The organism is Candidatus Hydrogenedentota bacterium (genome assembly GCA_016791475.1).
Taxonomy (GTDB): domain Bacteria; phylum Hydrogenedentota; class Hydrogenedentia; order Hydrogenedentales; family JAEUWI01; genus JAEUWI01.
In genome coordinates this window covers 136,584-156,392 of sequence record JAEUWI010000006.1, presented here as the reverse complement: position 1 = coordinate 156,392, position 19,809 = coordinate 136,584, and the positions used below count along the sequence as shown (strand labels likewise).

General features: G+C 64.2%; 19 protein-coding genes. 1 reads left to right on the top strand and 18 read right to left on the bottom strand.

What is annotated here, in order from left to right; all coding sequences use genetic code 11:
• Window positions 1–119 precede the first annotated feature (119 nt).
• The 18 genes from JNK74_05100 to JNK74_05015 all read right to left on the bottom strand — a co-directional run bounded on the left by JNK74_05100 (window position 120) and on the right by JNK74_05015 (window position 19,496).
• Complete coding sequence (locus JNK74_05100) at window positions 120–1,841, bottom strand: hypothetical protein (protein ID MBL7645551.1); 1,722 nt, start codon at window positions 1,839–1,841, stop codon at window positions 120–122.
• Window positions 1,838–2,386: a hypothetical protein gene (locus JNK74_05095; GenBank protein MBL7645550.1), complete on the bottom strand. Its 549-nt coding sequence runs from the start codon at window positions 2,384–2,386 to the stop codon at window positions 1,838–1,840. The genes JNK74_05100 and JNK74_05095 overlap by 4 nt, the downstream gene beginning before the upstream one ends.
• Window positions 2,379–2,936: a type 4a pilus biogenesis protein PilO gene (gene pilO / locus JNK74_05090; GenBank protein MBL7645549.1), complete on the bottom strand. Its 558-nt coding sequence runs from the start codon at window positions 2,934–2,936 to the stop codon at window positions 2,379–2,381. The genes JNK74_05095 and pilO overlap by 8 nt, the downstream gene beginning before the upstream one ends.
• Window positions 2,933–3,523: a hypothetical protein gene (locus tag JNK74_05085; protein MBL7645548.1), complete on the bottom strand. Its 591-nt coding sequence runs from the start codon at window positions 3,521–3,523 to the stop codon at window positions 2,933–2,935. Before JNK74_05085 ends, pilO begins: the two co-directional genes overlap by 4 nt.
• Window positions 3,524–4,603, bottom strand: a complete 1,080-nt coding sequence (locus JNK74_05080; GenBank protein ID MBL7645547.1) for a hypothetical protein — start codon at window positions 4,601–4,603, stop codon at window positions 3,524–3,526.
• 118 nt (window positions 4,604–4,721) lie between these two features.
• Entirely contained in the window at window positions 4,722–8,600 is a 3,879-nt protein-coding gene (locus tag JNK74_05075) for a hypothetical protein (GenBank protein ID MBL7645546.1), read from the bottom strand.
• Window positions 8,597–9,469, bottom strand: coding sequence for a prepilin-type N-terminal cleavage/methylation domain-containing protein (locus tag JNK74_05070; protein ID MBL7645545.1), 873 nt, complete (start codon window positions 9,467–9,469; stop codon window positions 8,597–8,599). The genes JNK74_05075 and JNK74_05070 overlap by 4 nt, the downstream gene beginning before the upstream one ends.
• Window positions 9,466–9,858 carry a prepilin-type N-terminal cleavage/methylation domain-containing protein gene (locus JNK74_05065; GenBank protein MBL7645544.1) on the bottom strand — a complete coding sequence of 131 codons (393 nt, stop codon included), beginning with the start codon at window positions 9,856–9,858 and terminating at the stop codon, window positions 9,466–9,468. The genes JNK74_05070 and JNK74_05065 overlap by 4 nt, the downstream gene beginning before the upstream one ends.
• A 16-nt stretch (window positions 9,859–9,874) precedes the next feature.
• Window positions 9,875–10,441, bottom strand: coding sequence for a prepilin-type N-terminal cleavage/methylation domain-containing protein (locus JNK74_05060; GenBank protein ID MBL7645543.1), 567 nt, complete (start codon window positions 10,439–10,441; stop codon window positions 9,875–9,877).
• Entirely contained in the window at window positions 10,419–10,952 is a 534-nt protein-coding gene (locus tag JNK74_05055; protein MBL7645542.1) for a prepilin-type N-terminal cleavage/methylation domain-containing protein, read from the bottom strand. The genes JNK74_05060 and JNK74_05055 overlap by 23 nt, the downstream gene beginning before the upstream one ends.
• A 32-nt stretch (window positions 10,953–10,984) precedes the next feature.
• The gene (locus JNK74_05050; protein ID MBL7645541.1) at window positions 10,985–12,214 is read right to left on the bottom strand and encodes a type II secretion system F family protein; all 1,230 of its coding nucleotides are present in this window, start codon (window positions 12,212–12,214) and stop codon (window positions 10,985–10,987) included.
• Between the two features lie 4 nt (window positions 12,215–12,218).
• Window positions 12,219–13,940 carry a Flp pilus assembly complex ATPase component TadA gene (gene tadA, locus JNK74_05045; GenBank protein MBL7645540.1) on the bottom strand — a complete coding sequence of 574 codons (1,722 nt, stop codon included), beginning with the start codon at window positions 13,938–13,940 and terminating at the stop codon, window positions 12,219–12,221.
• Window positions 13,937–14,272 (bottom strand): STAS domain-containing protein, encoded by a 336-nt coding sequence (locus tag JNK74_05040; protein ID MBL7645539.1) that lies wholly within the window; start codon window positions 14,270–14,272, stop codon window positions 13,937–13,939. Before JNK74_05040 ends, tadA begins: the two co-directional genes overlap by 4 nt.
• A gap of 31 nt (window positions 14,273–14,303) precedes the next feature.
• A complete protein-coding gene (locus JNK74_05035; GenBank protein ID MBL7645538.1) occupies window positions 14,304–15,752 on the bottom strand; it encodes a PAS domain-containing protein in 1,449 nt (482 codons plus the stop codon).
• Between the two features lie 629 nt (window positions 15,753–16,381).
• Window positions 16,382–16,822 (bottom strand): hypothetical protein, encoded by a 441-nt coding sequence (locus tag JNK74_05030; GenBank protein ID MBL7645537.1) that lies wholly within the window; start codon window positions 16,820–16,822, stop codon window positions 16,382–16,384.
• Entirely contained in the window at window positions 16,819–18,192 is a 1,374-nt protein-coding gene (locus JNK74_05025; protein MBL7645536.1) for a hypothetical protein, read from the bottom strand. Before JNK74_05025 ends, JNK74_05030 begins: the two co-directional genes overlap by 4 nt.
• Window positions 18,189–18,641, bottom strand: a complete 453-nt coding sequence (locus JNK74_05020; protein MBL7645535.1) for a DUF4330 family protein — start codon at window positions 18,639–18,641, stop codon at window positions 18,189–18,191. The genes JNK74_05025 and JNK74_05020 overlap by 4 nt, the downstream gene beginning before the upstream one ends.
• Before the next feature lie 72 nt (window positions 18,642–18,713).
• Complete coding sequence (locus tag JNK74_05015) at window positions 18,714–19,496, bottom strand: sulfite exporter TauE/SafE family protein (protein ID MBL7645534.1); 783 nt, start codon at window positions 19,494–19,496, stop codon at window positions 18,714–18,716.
• On the opposite strand from JNK74_05015, the gene JNK74_05010 reads away from it, so the two are divergent.
• Window positions 19,471–19,788: a hypothetical protein gene (locus JNK74_05010; protein MBL7645533.1), complete on the top strand. Its 318-nt coding sequence runs from the start codon at window positions 19,471–19,473 to the stop codon at window positions 19,786–19,788. The genes JNK74_05015 and JNK74_05010 overlap by 26 nt on opposite strands.
• Window positions 19,789–19,809: the final 21 nt, after the last annotated feature.

The window sequence follows — 19,809 nt, the reverse complement described above, 5'->3', positions numbered from 1 at the left end:
CACAAACGCCCAATAGCCCGCGCATGTGGCTATTGGGCGTTTTTCTTTACGCTTCATTCTCGTGCCCGATGGGTGCGCACGGTCGCGCCTGCCCGGCGGGCGCGACCGAACGGCTCATGTCATTGCTCCGGGGGTAACTCGCCGGTCGCCTCGCCGGCCAGATCGGGGGCATCGGGCGGCGCGATCTCGAGGGGGGCCATTTTCTGCGGCTGATCGCGCTCCAGCATATCGCGGGGGCCGGCCTCGCGGCCCAGCAGGTCGTTGCCGAGCTGCTCCACGCGGTCGGCTTGTTCGGCCATGCCGGGGGTCCCCTCCGCGCCGAGAATATGCGGCGTAATCAGCACGACCAGCTCCGACTTTGCGTCGATGGAGCGTTTTCGTCCGAAGAGCAGGCCCATAACGGGGATTTTTCCGAGGACGGGCAGGCCGGACCGGGTGCGCTGCTTGCGGACGTTGATCAGACCGCCGATGAGAATCGTTTCGCCGTCACGGACGATCGTGGTGGTTTCGACTTCCGTCGTGTTCTCGTCGGGCACGCCGGTGATTTCATTGATCTCGCCGTCGGAGACTTTGGGGGCGATCTGCATGTGGATCAGGCCCTCGCGGGTGATTTCAGGGGTGACTTTGATTTGCGTGCCGACTTCGAGAAACTGCACGTTTTCAAACGTCGTGTTGTTGTCGGCCTGGGCATTGGTCTTGTAACCCAGTTTCTGGCCGATGATCATACTGGCTTCTTCCCCCTCCAGCGCGAGCAATTCGGGCGCGGCCAGGGTTTCCACGTTGCCCCGGGATTCCAGCGCGTCGATGTAGAGCTGCTCGTGATCCCGCAGCACCATGGAGAATATCCCCGCTTCGCCCGTGGTGACGCTTGTGACATCCCGGCCGGAATTGGTCAGGAAGGGCAGATTCTGATCGAAGCGGATCGGGTCGTAGGGAATGGAGGACGAGCCGAAATTCACGCCAAGGGAAAGATTGGCGTCGTAGCTGATATTGAGTATGCGCGTCGAGATGAGCACCTGCCTGGGCGCGATATCCAGCTCCGCCACCACGGCTTTTATCCGCTCGATGTACTCCGGGGCGTCCTGCACCACCATGCGCTTCTCCGCCGTGATCTGCACCGCGCCCTGGGGCGAGAGAAGCTCTTCCACCGCGGTCCGCATGGTCTCCATATCGCTGTGCTCTATCTCGATCACAATGGCGTCATAGGGGGGCACGTCCAACTGGGGAATGAGTTCGTCGAGCTGGTCCAGGTACTCGGGGGCATCCTGCACGATCAGGAAGGTGTCGCCGCTGGCCGTCGCGGCGCCTTCTTCGCCGCCACCGCTTTCGGCCTGATTGATGATGACTTTGCCGCCGGGCGACAGAAAGGATTCGATGGAGGTGATCAGGGTCGCCGGGTCGGCGTGGCGGATGCGATAGGTCCGCACCCGCAGGTCGTTGGAGGCGAGGGGCATGCTCTTCCGCGCTTCCTCGGTGGTGACGTAGATCACGTCGCCCTTGGTGTAGTGGGTGAAACCCGCAACGGCCAGGATGGAACTGAGGGCGTCTTCGAATGGCACGTCGAAGAGGTTGACCGAAATCGTGCCCTCCACTTCGGGCCCGGCGACGATGCTGACCCGTTGCGACTGGGCGAGCAGGGTCAGCATGGCGCGAATGTCCACCTGCTCCACATTGAGGGTGATATGGTCGCCGGTCAGGCCCGAAACGGAAACCTTGGGCAGGTCGCCCGATCCCTCCGCGGGCGAAGCCTCGGACGCCTTCTGGGGTTGCGCGGTCGTCGCCAGGGCGATGCACATCGCGGCAAGCGTCGCGACGTGTTGCAGTTGCTTGAGATGAATCATTGTTGGCCAACCTCCGGCAGGTACAGCTCTCGGGTACCTGAAGAATCTTCTACCGTAACGCTCGTTTCTCCGATGGCGCGAACGAGACAACCTTCTACTGAATCGCCGATGCGAACATATTTTCCATTAATCAGGGCCATGCCGCCGCGCCCGTCCAGCACCACCCCGGAAAGGACCAGGGCGGTCGGGCCGTCGTCCACCGGCCCGCTGTCGCCAACGGGCCCCTCCGCCCCCGGCTCCACGGGTTCGCCACCGGTCGAACGCGGCCAGTGGAAGGGGTCGCGCGCGATCTCGGTGCGCCACTCGGGCCACCCCGAACCGGGCTTCTCCAGCGCGGCCAGATCCGCCACCAGCGTCTTCAATTCGTCCAGCGAGGACGTGTCGACCGCGGCGACTTCGCTTGAAGCCGGAACAAGCGCCGCCGTGGTGCCCGCCGGTTTCGGGCCGAATCGCCACCAGAGAATGACGGCGAAAATAATCGCGCTCACAATCATGACCGGCACCTGCTTGTCCGGCGGTATGAGACTTCGTTGCGTCTTAGCCATGGTTCGGTTCCACTCCCTGCTTGCTGTAGAGGCGCAGCACGAGGTTGATGACGCATCGCCGGTCCGCACCGCTCTGTATCGAAAGTTCCTCCAGGGTCATAACGGCGCTGGACTGCCCCCAGGAGAAGAGGAGCGCATGGAGCTCGCCGAAGGACGCTTCGGCCTCGATGGTGATCGGCAGATAGTGGTACTCCCCGTCGGGGCGGGGCTCTCCCGGATTTACCTGCCGCACCGTGACGTTGTGCTCGGCGGCCTGCGCGGTGAAGGCCTCGTAGAACTTCTCGAAACTAATCGTCTCGGGAATTCGCTCCTCCACGGCCCCGGCCCTGGCCACGATGCCGTCGATGGTGTGGCGCGCATCCCGGGCGGCGGAGGCGGCCAGAAGGAGCCGTTGCGACTCCTGGCTCACCTTGCTCCGCTCCGCAAGAACTGCCGAACGCTGGATCAGGCTGAGCGCGACGATGGCGACGCCGGTAAGGCTCGACACGAGGATGATCGTCAACAGGGATCGGAGATTTTTCCGGCGGATTTTGGCTTCGGTCGTACTCATGGCTGCTCGGTGGACTCCACGACACCCGTCATCGAAAAGAGAACACCGCCGGAACCGGATTCGCCGCCGGCGCTGAACTGCTCCAGGCGCAGCTCCTTTACGTGGGCCGAACCGGAATACGCGGAGAGAAACGTGACCACGTCGATATCGGAGTGGGCTTCGCCGGCAATCTGGAGAAGATACCGGAGCGACGCCCGGCCTTCTTCGTCTTCTTCGCCTGTCTGGGACTCAATCCGGAGCGAATCAACGCGAACCTGGTCGCCCGCCGAACGGGCCATGTCTTCCAGCACGCCGCACCAGTAGGGCTGATGGGTCAGTTCGTGCAACTGCCATCCGCGCACCTTCCAGCTTTTCGCATTCTCCACAAGCATCGGAACCTGGGCTTCCCATTGGAGCAACTCCGCCTCCTGGATGCGAAGCGGCTGGATCTCCGTCTGGATGCGCCGCGTGTCGGCGCGCACGAATCCGGCGATCACCAGGGCCAGGGCGATGATGGCGGCGCCCACGACAAGCTGGCTGGCCAGTCGCTTCCGTGCGCCGCGCCGCACGCGGTATTCTTCGGGGGCTAGTTCAACGGCCTGTGTCATTCAAGTATCCATTCCGCGCAATGCCAGGCCCGCGGCGGCGGCGAAGCGCGCCAGCGGGATATCGCCCGAAGCGGCCCAGGGCGGGAGATCCGCCTGGCCGTCCACCTGCGCGACGGGGCACCCCAGGCGATTTGAAAGGTAGGTGGTGAGATTGCCGGGCAACAGCTCGCCCATCAGCAGAACGCGCTCCGCGCCCGGCGTGTACTGATGGGTCCGCGCATAGAGCAGCGTCTGCTCGATCTGCGCCGCAAGCTCCCGCAGCTCGGGTTCAACCAGGGCGAAGAGCAGCCCGGAAAGGTCGTTCTTCGGAAAGTTGCCATCGGCCAGGACCTCGCCCCGGTCCACGCAGGGCCGTTCCAGATGCACGCCCAGGTCGTAGCGGCGTAGGAAACGCGCCGCGGTGTCCGTGTCGACATTCAGTTCGGCGGCGATGGCGTCGAGGAGGGTCGAGATGCCCCAGCGCAGCGTGCGATTGAGGATTACGTCGCCGTCGCGCCGCAGCACCATTTCGATCAGGTTCCACCCGAGTTCGACGAGGCAGTCAAAGCGGACGCCCGTTCTCACGGCGCGGCTGATGGAGGTCGCCCGGATGTCGAGTCCTTCGCAACTGAATTTCACCGCACGGAGCAGGGCGAGGCTGCGGTTGGCAACCTCCTTGCGCGTGGAGACCAGCAAGCCGTGGGGCGCGGTGGCCTCCGAACCGGGTACGGTCGGGAGACTCAGAAAGTCATACACCGCCGCGTCCAGCGGGTAGGGCAGAAAGGGCGACAACAGTTCGGCGGAGGGACGGCTGTTGCCGGTGTGGTCCCAGCCGGGAATCCGAATCGGGCGCGCGTCCACATGGATGCTCGGGATGGCGCCATAAACGCGGTCACCCTTGAAGTTGCCGACGGCGCGTAATTGAAGCAGAGCGTCCATGAGGGTTCTGGCCCGCTCGCCCGGGTCGCCCGCGCAATTCACCGGGACGGATCCCCAGGCGTGCAGGTTCGGCCCGCCGCGCCCCCTGCGAAACTGCACGGCGCAGACCAGATGATCGTGTATGTCCAGCCCTATCGGGCCGTAGTTGCCTGCGCCTGTCACGTGAAAGCTCTTCCTCTCTCCGCCATTACGGTCTGCGGATGCGATTCGGTCGATAGGCCATTGCACGGGCCGCCTGGAAGGAGGCCGGTGTGGGAAATGCCGGGGCCGCTTCCGAAGTTCATAAGCCCTTCTCCTGCTCTTCGGGTTTGAGAACGACCGTTACCACCCGCGATTCCTCCGGCAGCTTCAGCAGGAAGGAAGGCGCGCCGCTGATTCCGGCGTTCTTCTGATAGAGATAGCCCGCGCCGCCAGACACCGCCGAGGCCACGGGACTTGGGGCGATGGCGATGGTGACCATCTGGGCGGCGCGCTCCGCGTACAACTGAAAATCCGAGGCGGCGCTTGTGCCCGCGCCGGGGAGCTGATGGAAACCCGCACCACCCGACACCGCTTCGCCCGTGGTTCCGGGCGCGGGGGTTATGGCCAGCGTGAGGGTCCGGTAGCCCCGTTTGGTCGTAAGGGAGAAATTGGCCGTGCCACTCGCGCCGGCAATGGCCTGCTGCTTGTAGGCCGCGCCGCCGGAACTGCGCTTCGAGGCGGTGCCGCTCTTGTCCATCGTAATGGTCGTGTGGCCCGTGAGTCCCGGATTGTCCACGCGAACGTCGTCGTCTTCAAAGCCGCCAATGCGCAGTATCAGGGTATCCGGCACGGTCGTGGTGACGGAAGGCGTCGTGGGTGTGGAGCTATCCAATCCGCCCCCGGTGGCAAAGGCGTCGATGGGATTGGTCGGGTTGTGTCCCGTGAAGCGCGAGATCCAGCCATAGGCTTTCGAGGCGCCGCTCCAGGTGAAGCCGTGCGTGGCGCTTTCCGAGGCGCCGGCGATCTTCCACCAAACACCGAGGGTCACATCGCCCTGCTGGGACCGATCGAGCAGGGTCCAGCCGCCACCCATGGGCGCACTGAGCGATGCCACCACCGGATTGCCCACGGCAACGGCGGCGATGAGCAGATCGTTCTCCGCGGTGCTTGCGGGCAGGCCAATGTCGAGTACGGTTCCGCCGGCATTGAGCTTGGCCTCCTGAAATCCCAGGTGGCTCACACCCGCCACGGAGGAGCTGCGCCCCATGTTGATGGCCTGGTGGCCCGACAGGCCGGGGTTTCCCTCGACGATGTCGCCCTGATCGAATGCGCCGATTCGCACGATCATGGTGTAGTCCAGGCTCGTATCGATTTCGGGGCCCGACGGTGTCGCGTCGGTTGCGCCCGCCGCGGCAACCGCGTGAATCGGCGTGGCGGAATCGTGGCCGGTGAATCGCATTATCCAGCCGTAGGCCTGCTCCGGTGTCTTCCAGACGAATTCATGGGTCGCGGGTTCCTTCGCAGCAACCAGTTTCCACCAAACGCCCAGGGTCACTTTGCCGTCGTAACTCGAAGTGGATGCGGCGGTCCAGCCCGACGGCGGCGTCAGCGAACTGGCCGTATTGCCGTCGGTCGCCACGGCGGCGACGAGGAGATCGCCCGCGGTCGCAAGGTCCGGCGTCGCGATAGTGAGGCCGGTCTGATCGACGCCCGCCCGGGCTTCTCTGTAACCACGGTACACGACCTTGGTCCCCATTTGTGAAACGATATCGTCCCGGCTCAGCAGGCGATTGTAGATCCGCAGATCGTCGATCTTGCCCTTGAAGCTGCGCGTGTTGCCGCTGTTGCGCGAGCGGCCGATGTAGAAGCGGCCCGCGCCCGATGCCGGTGGTGTCTTGAAGCTGAGATTCTGGCTGCGCAGGGCGCCGTCCAGGTAGAGCTGGGCCGTTGAGGTCGACGGCTCATAGGTCACGGCCAGGTGGTGCCAGTCGCCGGCAAACTCGTCCAGGGTGCAATCGGTCTGCCATACGGTGGCGCTCGTGCCGTGAACCACTTTGAGGTGCCGTTCCGCGTCGGTCGCAAATTCCAGGGCGAAATGGTTGAGTTTCGCCGTGCTGTCCCGGCGATTGAAGATACCCGCGCCGGCGGTCTGGACCGGATCGGCATAGAGCCACACCGTGGCCGTGTAGTCCGCGGCTATGGCCAGGGCGGACTCGCTGACCGGCCCCTGGGCCACGTCATTGACCCCGTCGAAGGTCAATGCGCCGTTCACCATGCCGGGGGTCCATTCCAGCCCCGTCATGTTCGCGAGCTTTGCGTCGTAGCGGTGGCCGCTCGAATCGTAGGCGGTCTTTCCCAGCAGTTCGTCGAACCGCCAGTGACCGAGGAGCCCAATATCCTGATTGCTCGCCCCCATGACGATATCGGCGTGGCCGGCCAGCCCGGTCAGTCCGGGGGTGATCTGGTTTCCATCGAACGCGCCCAGGCGGAGCACCATCGTGTTGTCGTAACGGGGGATCACGATGGAGCCGATGGGCAGCGCGCTGATCAGGCCCGTGACGGCGGAGGTGTCAATGGGCATGGCGTGGTCGTGGCCCGTGAAGCGCATCATCCAGCCATAGGCGGCCTGGCTGGTTTCCCAGGTAAAGTCATGGCTGAGCGGCTCGTCGGCCGCCGCAAGTTTCCACCAGGCGCCAAAGGTGACCTGGCCGCCCTGATGCCCCAGATCGAGCGCCTTCCAGGACTCCCCGGCGGGCGGGGAAAGTGTACCGGTCGTATCTCCGTCGGTGGCCACGGCGGCGATGAGCAGGTCGCCCTCGTAGACGTCGTCCGGAGTTTCGATCGACAAGGTGCTCAGGGCTTTCGCATCGCGTTGCCGCGCCTCGGTAAAGCTCTGAAAGTGGACCCCGGCCTCAATCGTGCCCAGGCGCATGTAACGCAGATCGGCGATCCCCGCAACAAGGTCCGTGAGCGCCGACCCATCCAGGGCCGCCCGCCGAATAGCCTTGGCACCGGAATCGGCCCAGAATATACGCCGTTCCGTGGCGTCGATCACCATTGCCGGAATGGCGCCCTGGCCGGTCACAATATCGGTGGCGCCCGTGCCGTCCAGATTCGCGCGGCGGATCACGCCGGTACTGGAGTCGCTCCAATACAACTGGCCGCCCGCGCCATTCACCGCGAGGGCGGTGGGCTCTTTCACGCCGGTCGCCAGCGTCTGTCGGCTCGTACCGTCCAGGTTTGCCCGCATGACCTTGTCGTTGTCGCGGTCGGCCCAGTAAATCTTTGCGGACACGGCGTCCACCAGCATGGCGGAGACATTCTTCGCATCCGCGCTGGAGAGCACGGCGATGCTCGCGCCGTCCAGGGTGGAGCGCCGGATCCGGGTTGTCGTGATGTCCGCCCAGTACAGGCGCCCCCCAACGAGGTCGAGCGCCAAGGCGGCCACGTTGGCCGCGTTGGCGACAATGATATCTTGAATGTTCGCGCCATTCAGGCTGGCGCGCTGGATCTTCTTCGTGGCGCGGTCGGCCCAGTACAACTTGCCACCCGCCGAGTCAATGGTGATGGCGGTCACGTCGGCCAGTCCGGACACGCAGTCTTCCGGATCGGATCCGTCCACGTTGGCGCGCCGGATAGCTTTGGCATTCTTGTCAACCCAGTACACCTTCGCGCCGCGCTCGTCGAAGGCGAGTCCCCCCACGTTGGATTGACCCGTCGCCAGATCCTCCACCTCCGTGCCGTCCAGCGCCGCGCGCTGGACCTTGGCGGAACTCTGATCGGTCCAGTAAAGCCGGCTGCGGTAGCTCTGGGTGGCGGGGACCAGATTGAGCACGTAACTCTGCCGCACCACGCTTTCCCCGACAACGCCCACCGTCGCCACGGTGACCGGCTCCGCGTCCGTCTGGGGCCGAACCTTGTAACCATAGCGTCCGTTCGCCGTGTCGTGCATGTAGTAGGTGCTCGCGTCGGGCGCCCAGCCCTCCTCGTTCTTCAGCCGCCACAGCGCGTGATTCACGGCCGATTCCGCCAGATACTGGGCCTGCATCTGCTCCGTGCGGCCCATCGTGGAGGCCGTCTGGCTGCTGGTGGAATAGATGAAGGAAAGCCCGAGGGTCAGCAGGATCACCAGCAGGAAGAGCAGCGCGACATACGCCATGCCTTCGTCGCCGGAAAAGTGGGGTGGGTGGCCGCTCATAACACGCGCCGCCCCCACTTCGAAACCAGGTTTCTGGGATAAACCCTCTCTCGAAAGGTTACGGTCTCCCCGTCCGGCCCGGTGAGGCTCAGCGTGAGGGTCAGCCGCGCGTCGCGCGTCGTATCGACGGGCTCGTAGTTCACTTCAAACGCGGTTACCTGCGCCGAAAGCACGGTGCTCTGTCCGGCCGCGGCCGAATACTCCGTTAGCGTCTTCGCCTTGGCGTCAAAGGCGTATACCAGAAACTCCGGCGGATCTTCGCCGGAGACACCATCCTCGTCGTCGTCCTCGGCGTCGCCTTCATCGATTTCACCATCCCCGTCGTCGTCCGCGCCGGCCAGGCCCGAGGCACCGTCGGCGTTGGCGTCTCCGGGGGTATCTTCATCCACCATGCCGTCGCCATCGTCGTCCAGCCCGTCCGCCTTGTCCTCGCCGGACGTGCCGTCCTCGTCGTTGTCCTCCGCGGCGTCTTCGTCGATGACCCCATCCCCGTCGTCGTCATAGCCCTTGATTCCCGAGGCGCCGTCACCGTTGTTGTCGTCGTCCCCGTCCTCATCGATGCGCGGAAAAAGGGGATCGTCAAAATAGAAGTCGCCGTCGTTGTTCAGCCCCTCGGCCAGGGCGAGCTGGTCGCGCAGCGGCTGCTGGCCATTCGGAATCGCGATGCGGGACGTCTTCCGGATCTGGCTCACCATGCGCTCCATGGCCAGGGCGCCCTCCCGCTGGAGACTGGACCGGGCCATGCCGTGGGCCTGGGCTTGAAGGCAAACGGACAACAGCGCCGCCGCCGCCGCCGCAATCAGCGAAAGAACGGCGATGGAGATGGTGAGTTCTATCAGGGTCAGGCCCTGTCGACGCGATCGCTTCATAGCTGTGCCAGTGTGCCTTCGTGATCGACGAAGACGGTGCTGATACTGGTGTTTCCCACGGTAACGGTAATCTGTTTTGCATCGACCTCGGGCGAATCGTCGCCGTCCAGATCAAGATTCTCTACGGTCCACACGATTTCCCGGCTCGCGCCGTTCACGGTGATCGTTTCGCTGCCCGACGCGATCTCGGTGAAAGCGCCCGACAACAGCTCTTCCATGCGACTGCGCAGCGCGCTGTCCAGGGCCATGCGATCATCGCGGGCGTCAAGATTCTGGAGTCCCGCCAGATACAGGCCGGAGAGCACGCTGGCCATCAAGGCAAGCACCACCACCGCGAGGAGCGCCTCTACGAGGGTGAAACCGGCTTTGTCCTTTGGCGTACTGGGCATGCTTGCTCCGGACCGATTACTCGCTGTATGTGACGGCGCCCGACAGGCCGTCCACGTCAATGCGCCGCTCCCTGCCCGCGCAGGTGAGTATCACCTCGGCGGCCGAAGAGGGCTTTCCAACTTCGCTGAACAGCAGGGGCTGCGCCGGGCCCATGCCCGACTTCGCGACCTCCACCCCTGTCGCGCGAAGGTCCACCGTATAGGCACTCCCGGGGTGGTTGGGGTTTTCCATCTCCAAGTAGGACTCCTCCAGCTCCACCACGCCCGCGTCAATTTCCGTCTCGGCGGGATCCAGGAGCAGGGCCGCCTCGGCGTCCACCCGCTGTTCGACCCGCAGGGTCTCCGTGTCGGCGTCCACGGAGACCCTGCAGGGGCGTCCCGTATTCATGGCCGCCATCTGGGCAAATTCGATGGCCGCGGAAATATCGGCCGTCGCCGACCCGAGCCGCGCGTCCACCAGTGCCGAATTCAGCAGTGGCGCGGCCAGGGCGGCGAGCGTGCCGAGCACCATGACTACGATGACCACTTCAATCGCGGTAAACCCGGTAGAGTAGCTGCGGCTATAGATCGGAATAGCTGTCATTGTTGGCGATGATTTTTCCCGTCTTGGAGCTGGCCAGCCAGCCGGTCTTGCCGTCCGCCTTCAGGTCGCCTTCATCCAGGGTCACAGTGACCGTGGCTTCGCCGCCCGCCGTCACCACGTCCGTCGTGGAAAGGGGATTGGTCGGCATGGAGACGAGATAGGGGCCGTAGGGAAAATCGGCGTCCTGCTTGTCGCTGGTCTTGCCGGCCGCGTTGGTGTACTTCGTAAGCTGGGCGATCAGGGCGTCGGCGGCATCCGTGCCCTTCACGGCGGTGGTGCCGTCGGCCTCGTCCACCGCGCCCGGATAGACGCTGTTGTGCTGGTGGTAATACAGGCTGATGGCGTTGCGCAACACCGCCAGGTTCCCCTGCAAGGTGGCCTTTTTCGCGTCATCCGTCGAGGCGCTGAACTGGGGGATGGCCAGCGCCGCGAGAATCCCGAGTATGATGATGACGATGATGAGTTCGACCAGTGTAAAACCTTGATTGGACTTGCGTTTCTTGATCTGCATGCTTTGAGCTCCTTGATGTGTTGGGTGCGGAATCACGCGCCTCCGCGGGCGGCTGTAGACAGTCGGAACAACGGCAGGAGCACGGAGATGGCGATAAAGCCGATCACCACGCCCATGACGATAATGATGAGGGGTTCGAAAATGGCGCTGAGGCGCTTCACCCGTTTGTCGGTCAGCGCGTCCAGATGGTCGGACACGGAATTCAGCACCAGGGGCAGCGCGCCCGAGCGTTCGCCCGTGCTCACCATCTGCTTGATACTCGGCGAAATGAGCGTGCTGGCGAGAAAGCCGTTCGCGAGGGGTTCGCCCCGAATGACACGCGCGGCGAGGTCGGAAACGAAAGCCTTGTACATGTAGTTCTTGCAGGCGCTCGAGGCGATGCCCAGGCTTTCCACCAGCGGAACCCCGGCCGCCATGAGCGCTCCCAAGGTTCGCAGCAGCACGGACGAATACACGAGATGGGCAATCGGTCCCGCGATCGGCACGCGGAGAATGGTCCGATCCAGAAGCTGGGCTCCCGCGCTGGTCCGGAAGAAAAGGTAGAGGCCCAGGGGCACGCCCACCACCACAAAGGGAACCAGATACCAGTACGTGGTAAGCGTTTCCGCCATGTACATCAGCATTCGGGTCGGCAGGGGAAGGGGAACGCGGCCGCGCTCAAATATGACGATGAACTTGGGCAATACGTAGGTCACCACGAAGATCACGGCGGACAGGGCCAGCAGCGACACGATAACGGGGTAGATCAGCGCGGCGGCGATGCTGGACCGGAGCTCCATGCGTTTCACAAGCTGGATCTCGACGCGCTTGAATACTTCCGCAAGATCGCCGCTCGCCTCGCCGGCGCGCGCGCTGCTCACATAGAATTCGTCGAAGGCGTGGGGATGGGCGCTCAGGGCCTCGGTCAGCGTGCTGCCGCCGCGGATACTCGCCGCCACGGCCTCCAGAACCTCGCGCATCCGCTCGTCCACGGTCTGCTCCGCCAGCGCGTTCATGCTCTCCACCAGCGGCGTGCCTGTCCGGAGCATCAGCGCCAACTGGCCCGTGTTTTCCGCCAGAACGCGCGTGCCGATGCGTCGCCGGGGCAGGAAACGCTGGAAATCCAGGGAGCGCCTGGACGCGCTCACGACGGGCTCGACGCGCAACACTTCAAGGCCGCGCATGCTGAGCCGGTTCCTCAGCTCCAGTTCGTTTTCGGCATCCAGGGTGCCTTCCACCGCCTCGCCGTGGAGCGTGCGCGCTTCGTATCGCAGGGTAGCCATGGTGCTAGCGCGCCTCCGCCAGCGCGGGCGCCGGCGCTTCGTCGTCGAGGAATACCACCCCCATGATCTCCTCCAGCGTCGTCATTCCGCGCGCCACCAGATCGAAGGCCTCGTCCTTCATGGTGCGCATGCCCCCCTCCTGCGCCGCCCGGCGGATCGCGTGGGTCGAGGCGTCGCGAACGACCACCTGGCGCACCGCGTCGTTCATCAGCAGGCACTCGAAAACACCCGTCCGGCCCCGCAGTCCGGAATTGAAGCAGTGACGGCAGCCCCGGCCGTGATAGAACACGGTCTCCGGTTCCGGCCAGTGAATGCGCTTCAGGAAGGACGGATCGGGGCGGTATTTGCTGCGGCAATGGGTGCAGATCGTCCGCACCAGGCGCAGGGCGATGACCCCGTTGATGGAGGAGGTGAGAAGGAAGGGGTCTATCCCCATGTCCACCAAGCGGGCAACGGTGCCGGCGCTGTCGTTGGTATGGAGCGTCGACAGCACCAGGTGTCCCGTGAGCGCGGTCTGAATCGCCACTTCGGCGGTCTCGCGATCCCGGATCTCCCCCACCATCACCACATCGGGATCCTGGCGCAGCACCGAGCGCAGCGTGTGGGCGAAAGTGAGGCCCTGCTTCTCGTTGATCTGCACCTGATTGATCATGGGCAACTGGTACTCGACCGGGTCCTCGATCGTCACGATGTTTCGTTCCACCGTACTGATGTAGGAAAGTCCGCAGTAGAGCGTGGTCGTCTTGCCGCTGCCCGTGGGACCCGTCACGAGGACTATCCCGTGAGGCCGGTGCAGGAGGCCCTTGTAAATCGCCAGATTCGTTTCGGAAAGGCCGATAAGATTGATATCGAGCTTCATCCGGCTCTTGTCCAGCAATCGCATCACCACTTTCTCGCCGAGAACGGTGGGCAAGGTTGAAACACGGATGTCGATTTCTTTCCCTTCCACCTTGATCAGGATACGGCCGTCCTGCGGCAGGCGCCGCTCGGCGATGTCCATGCGGGACATCACCTTGACGCGAGACACAATGGCCGGATGGCCCGACGGGTTCGCCGTGAGCACTTCCTGAAGAATACCGTCGATTCGAAAGCGCACGCGCGAAACGAGGGAGTCGAGCTCAATGTGGATATCGCTCGCCCCTTCCTTCACGGCGTCAAGCAGCACACGATTCACCAGGTTGATGACGTGGGCCCCCTCCGTACCTTCCGGCAGCATGCGCAATTCTTCCCGGTGGCCGTGGCCGCTCGCCGACTCGGTGGACTCCTCCTGGATCGCGAGCTCTTGTTCCGACTTCCCGTAATAATCCTCGATGGCCGCTTCGATATCTTCCCGGCGGCACTGAACAGGCTGGACGTTGAACCCCGTAAGCTTTTCGATGCGGTCGATCGTGTCCACGTCGGACGAGTCCGCCATGCCGAGGGTGAGCACCCCATAGACCTTGAACATGGGGATGATCCCGTGAATAGCGGCCATTTCCGGCTCTATCAGGTCGATGACGCGCGCATCCACGAGCCCCCGGCGCAGCCACACGTGGGGCACGCCCGATTGCTCGGAGAAGGCCATGATGATGTCGCCCGCCGACGCGTAGGACATGTCCACCAGCACCTGGCCGATGCGCTTCCCGGATTCCTTCTGGCGCGACAAGGCGATATCGAGCTGCTCGGGAAGGAGCAGGTGCTTGTCGATGAGGATCTGGCCGAGGCGTTTGCGGGGCGCGGCGCTCACGTGAAGCTCCTCACGGCGCTGGAGACGTCGTCATAGACGCGGACAAGACTCTCCATACGGGTCGCGGTGAAGATGTCCTGGCAGACTTTGTTCACACCCGCGAGGCACAGGTCGCCACCGCGACGCCCGAGATCGATGACCAGCGTCTGAATCGCTTCAAGACCCGCACTGTCGATCACCGGCACATCCCGAATTTCCAGCACGATGCGGAACAAGCCCGAGGCCTTGCACGAGGCAATCTCGGCCATCAGGGTTTCCACAGAGTCGCAGTTGAGCCCGCCCCGCAGGCCCAGAACCGTTACCATGCCATGTTGCTCTCGGGATACGTCCATCGCGCGTCAGGCCCCGATCTCGTTGAGGTGCTCAATCATTGGCGGGACCCTGCAATACGGTCCGGGGCAGGCGCAGCGTGCAGGTATTGCCCGCCTCCGCCGGCCCGCCGGGCTCCAGCGTGCCGTGGTGAAGCCGCGCTATCTCGCACGCCACCGCAAGGCCGAGTTCGCCCGGTTCCAGTTGCTCCAGGGCAAAGGCGCGATCATGGCGCGCCGCGCCGAGTTGCTCGCGAAGCCGCGCCGTCACGTTGGGACCGTTGTCATGCACTTCGATGTGAAAGGCATCCTCGTGGGCACTGGTCTGTAGCCGGATGCGCGCGCCGGAATGGCTGCGCTGCAGCACCGCATAGATGAGATTGCTCAGGAGCGTGGCAAGGAGCCGGGCATCGCCCTCCAGCGCGAGGGCCCGTGCGGGCTGGACCACTTCGAATTCAATGTTCTGCACGGCGCAGCTCCGGCCGCAGGTCGATTCCACATCCGCGAAAAGACGCTCCACGGAAACCCCCGTCCGATCAACATGCAGGGAGCCCTGCTGCAACGAGGGCAGCAGTTCGAGATTCCGCATCAGATGGCGCACGGCCTCAATCTCAAGATGAATGGCCGTTCCGGAGGACGCGAGCGCCGAACCGTCCCCCCCGGGCTGGGTCGCCGGATAGAGGGCCGTTTCCACGCGTTGCAGCGGGCCTTCCACAAGCCGGGCCACCGTGCGGACGACGCTGACCTCGTGTTGCTCCTGAAGGCGCTGCTGCGTCACGTCGCTGAACACCAGCAGCAGGCGCCCATGGCGCTGTTCGGAGGGTGCGTGGATGCGGATCGCATAGTCCCGGGGCTCGTTGTTCACCAGGACCTGGCACGAAATCACCGCTTCGGCCGCCGGGTCGCCCCCGGCGGGGAAAACACGCTCCAGAATCGACGCCGACAGCACCTCGCCCAGGGGCTGGTGGAGCGCCTCGTGGGGCGGCACATTCAGGAAGGGCGCAATCGCCTCCGTCACCAGGAGTATCTCCTGATTCCGGTCCAGCAGCAGAATTCCCACGGGCAAACGATCCAGCAGGGCGCCCAGTTCGTTCAACTCCCGCGCCAGCGCGCGATTCGTCAACAGGGCCGAGTCGATCATGGCCGTTTCGCGCTGGATATGCTCAAGACAGCGAATCAGGCTCTCCGCCAGTTTCGGATGGGATGTTTGAATGCGCGCGGCCTGGGGGCCGACGTCTTCGCCACTGGCGACCGAATCCAGGACCGCCGCCAGACGATCGGCGCGGCGGGAAAGGCCCACCAGCGTGGATGACGCCGCCGCCGCCGCAAGCAGCAACGCGCCCGTCGCACAGAGCAGGAGGCTGCCGTTGTCGGCCAACAGATGAGCAATACGCGGATTTATAAATGCCGCAAGCCCCGTCGCAATGCCTGCGGCTCCGAGAATGGAGGGCAGCACTACGGCGACGTGCCGGGACCTTGACTCCCAGTTGGCTGGGGTACTCATAGGCGTATGCTCCAAATTTGGGTGTACAACTCTGCCCGAGCTGACACAGTTCCCCCTCCCCGTTCCAAACGCTCTTGATACACAACGGCGCCGACCGCCCGGTAGCGCATTCCCCGAAAGCATGTCCCCCATGCATATAGTGGTCGCTGCGAATCGCAGCCACACTATGTAGTTGCGATTCTATCACAGATACCAGACATGTTGCAAGTGAAATTTTCAGATTTAGCGAATTTTGAAACGTGGCCACGAAATAATCCCCGGGGGAAAGCTGAGAAATTTCCGTGTTTCGCGTATAATTCTCGCTAGAATTGAAGCCCTAAATGCTATAAACAATTAAAGCGGGATTTTGCTGCGTCGGGTACGGATGCGCGCAAAGGAATTGATACGGCCCAGGAGGGGTACAAAGGAAAAACCGCATCGCGATCACAGGGGCACGGATTACCCGCCCCGAATCCCCCTGACTACTGAAATTTCCCCCGATTCCGTAACCACCGGTAGAACCGCTGGTATAAGGACGGCCCCTGAAAGGAGCCGCAGTGGATTAAAGTGGAGTCACGCTGGGTTTGGTCCCACAGGGACGGCGGATCCTGTTGAATTCTTACCGGCGGATCCGGTGGATTCGATTGGATTTAGAGTGCCTCTTCGACAGCCAACTCGATGGAAAGCACCTGCCATCCGGCCTGCCGGGAACCGCTGAGGCGGGCGGTATAGTCGTGCCGCTCCATACCTCCCTCCTCCATCTGGAAGTCCACCTGTCCCCGAAATTCGATCTCCCCGCCAATCCAGCGATGGGAACTGTCGCGGCAAAACACCGCCGCGATACCCTGTTCCTCTTTCATCTGGTCCAATTGATCCCGCACGACGGCATAGGCGCTGGCCCGCTCCTCTTCCGCCAGGTACCGGTCGAGACGCGATGCGGGGGGACCCTCTTCGGAGGGCGGCCCTCCCGCGGTTCGTCCGACGACCACCACGAGGGTGGCCACAAACATGGCGACGAGAATAATTGTGCCGACGACAAGCGCCACGCGCTGGTCCTGCCGATCAAGACTGGGGGGAATACCGGGGCTCATGGGCTCTCCTCGCGTGCGCTCAGCGCCACGCCAAGATACCAGAACAGGGGCCCGGCCGTCATGGTGACGATAAAGGTGGCTGTGGCCAGGCCGTGAACCATGAGCGCTGCAAGCCCCGCCAGGGCGCCGACCGCACACCATTCCGGGCGGGACCCCGATCGTTGGCCCAGGGCGCGCGCCAGGCCGAAGAGCAGCATCAGCAACAGCATCATCCCCACAAGGCCCGATTCCGCGAGGGTCATGATGTACTGATTGTCGTAGTAAGAGCGGTGACGGGCGCCCGCGCCGAGGCCCAGGAATGGGTACACGTCCACGGTGCTCAAGGCGCTCTTCCAAGCCACGAGACGATCATGCATGGAGCTGCCGGGCAAACTGTGGGCGGCCCAGAAGCTGCCCGGCGCCGCCGCCAACCCCGGCACGACCAGGGGCGCGGCCCACCAGCGAAGGGCGGGCACGCGGACCACGAGGAAAGCCCCAATACCGGCGGCCCACGCGAGTGCGCCCGATCGCGAGCCCGTGGGCCAGATGGCCAGGGTGGAAAGGATCGCCAGGGCAAGGCCCAGGACGCGGTAGCGAGGCTTCAGGGTCATGCCCAGTCCCGTGGCGGTGGCCAGCGCGAAAAGCCCGGCGGCATGGTTGGCCTGCCCGGGAAAAAGCGCGCGCTCAAAGGTGCGGTAGCGCACCTCGGGATCTTCGTGCAATGGCCAGGCGCTCTCCGCCAGGCCATAGGCCGCGAGGGCAACCAGAGGCAAGGTCCAGGCATAGGGAAGGAGGCGCCGAGTGCGGGGCGCGTAGTTCCAGGCGACCACGTAAAGCGCGTAGAACTCCAGCCATTGGGCCAGATAAAGCAGGGCCGACACGGGAGCCGCCAGGGTCCCTCGAATCAGGCCGAGGACCACGCTGAGACAGAGGGCCGCCAGAAACAGGAGGAAGCCCGTGTGGGCCGGCGGACTCGCCAGTCGCTCGCCTGGGTGGATCAGTCCGCGAAGCACCAGGCCGGCCACGACAAACTGATCGAGGCGCAGGAAGATGGCTTCACCACCACCTTCCCCCAGCGTCAGGCGCGGCGCCCAGATAAACAGGGCGGGCAGGGCCGCAAGCGCGGGCCCGGGTGCCCGCAGGGCCAGGGCAAGTGGGAGAAGCGCGAGCGCGAGTGCCGCCTGCCCGGAAAACAGCGCCAACCCGGCGGCGAGAAGCGCCGCGGCAAAGGCCCCATGAAAGATTCCGGATCGACGGGGAATCCACCCCAATCCTCGGGCCTCTTCCAGCAGGGGCAGGACCGTGGATTTCCGCTGGCCCCATCGATAGAGGAGCGAGGCCCTCACCAGGCGGCCCGTGCGGCTTGCGCGCCAGGCGGCCCCCGAAATCACGGCGCCTCGGTGGAGACGGCGCGCACAACGCCGGAAAGGATCGCCGTGTCGGTGTTTATCTCCAGGGAACGTCCCGGCGCCAGCGGTTGGCCTTCGAAGAGGATGCGACCTTCGCTGTCGCGCACGGCGTGGATTCGCAAATCAACCGTCGGAAAGCCGTCGCGGATGCTACAGCCCAGGATTTCCGCGATCACTTCACCCGTGCGCGGATCGCGCTCGGCCAGACCCGGCTTCGCATAGTCGCACATCCAGGGCTGGTCGGCGGGAAGCTGAAGCGCAACCCCCACCGGGGCGCGGTTTTCCTCCAGGGCAAAGGGCGGCGCCACGCGCTGGGGCGCGCTGAACTTCACGTAGGCGATGGCGGCCAGCGCGGCCACGACGCTCACCACAAAGAGATCGAAGATGTTGAAGCGCCCGAGCAGGCGGCCTTTCTTGTCGAGCAGGGGCATGGTGGATCGGGGCCTTTCTTCAAACACCGGCCGGGCCGGCGGTGCGGGCGAATATCAGTCCGTACTATCCCACTACACCATGCGGGGCAGCAGCGACGCAACAATCAGCAGGAGCAGGGTGCCCAGCACGATCCGGCGCCCGCGCAGGGAGAGGTGGTGATCGAAGCGGCGGCCGAGGGCGGATCCCACTTGCGCGCCGATGAACACCGCCGGCACGACCTGGAAATTGATGTGGCCCACGGTCCACGCCACCGACAGGGTGGGCACGGCCCGCAGGTGGGCAACGGTGCCCATGGTGGCCACGAGAACCATGACCATGTTGGATATGGCCGTGGCGTTCTTGTTTGTCGCCAGACCGGTCTGCAGCGCCAGCGGAACAAGAATGAGTCCGCCCCCCGTCCCCGTTGCGCCGCCCGCCGCGCCGCTGAAAGCCCCGAGCAAGGGCGGGAACCACCATCGGGGCGCCGCGCTCCGCTGAACTTCCGCGACATTGGCGGTGTGGAACAAGCGCCAGGCGATGGTGCAGACGAGAGCGAGATAAAGCCCCAGAATAACGCGTTCCGACGCGAAGGTGGTTATCCAGGCGCCCAGATAGCCGCCCACGATGGAGCCCGTCGCCAGTTTGCCCACGAGGCCCCAGGGCACCACCTCCAGGCGCTTGCCCAGCCGCCAGGCGTTGGTCGCCGAAACAAAGACGATGATAAAAAGACTGGTCCCTTTGGCGGTATGGACGTCCATCCAGGAAACAAACGCAAGAAAGGCGGGCACCATCACGACGCCACCACCCAGGCCAAGGGCGCCGCTGATAAGTCCCGCGGCAATACCGAGGATGAGCATTTCGAAAATAAAGAGCATGGAAGAGGCTTCAGGTTGGAGGCTTCAGACTTCAGGCGACGATTGTACTATGCGGGCGGGCGCCAGACCTATCGCCTTCCTGGTCGAGGGTCTTATGGGTCGTATGGGTCGTATGGGTCTTATGGGTCTTATGGGTCTTATGGGTCTTATGGGTCTTATGGGTCTTATGGGTCTTATGGGTCTTATGGGTCCCTTGGGTCCCTTGGGTCCCTTGGGTCCCTTGGGTCCCTTGGGTCCCTTGGGTCCCTTGGGTCCTTTGGGACCCGGGCTGGCGCGGTATCTCCGAGCCTGAAGCCTTCAACCTTCACCCTTC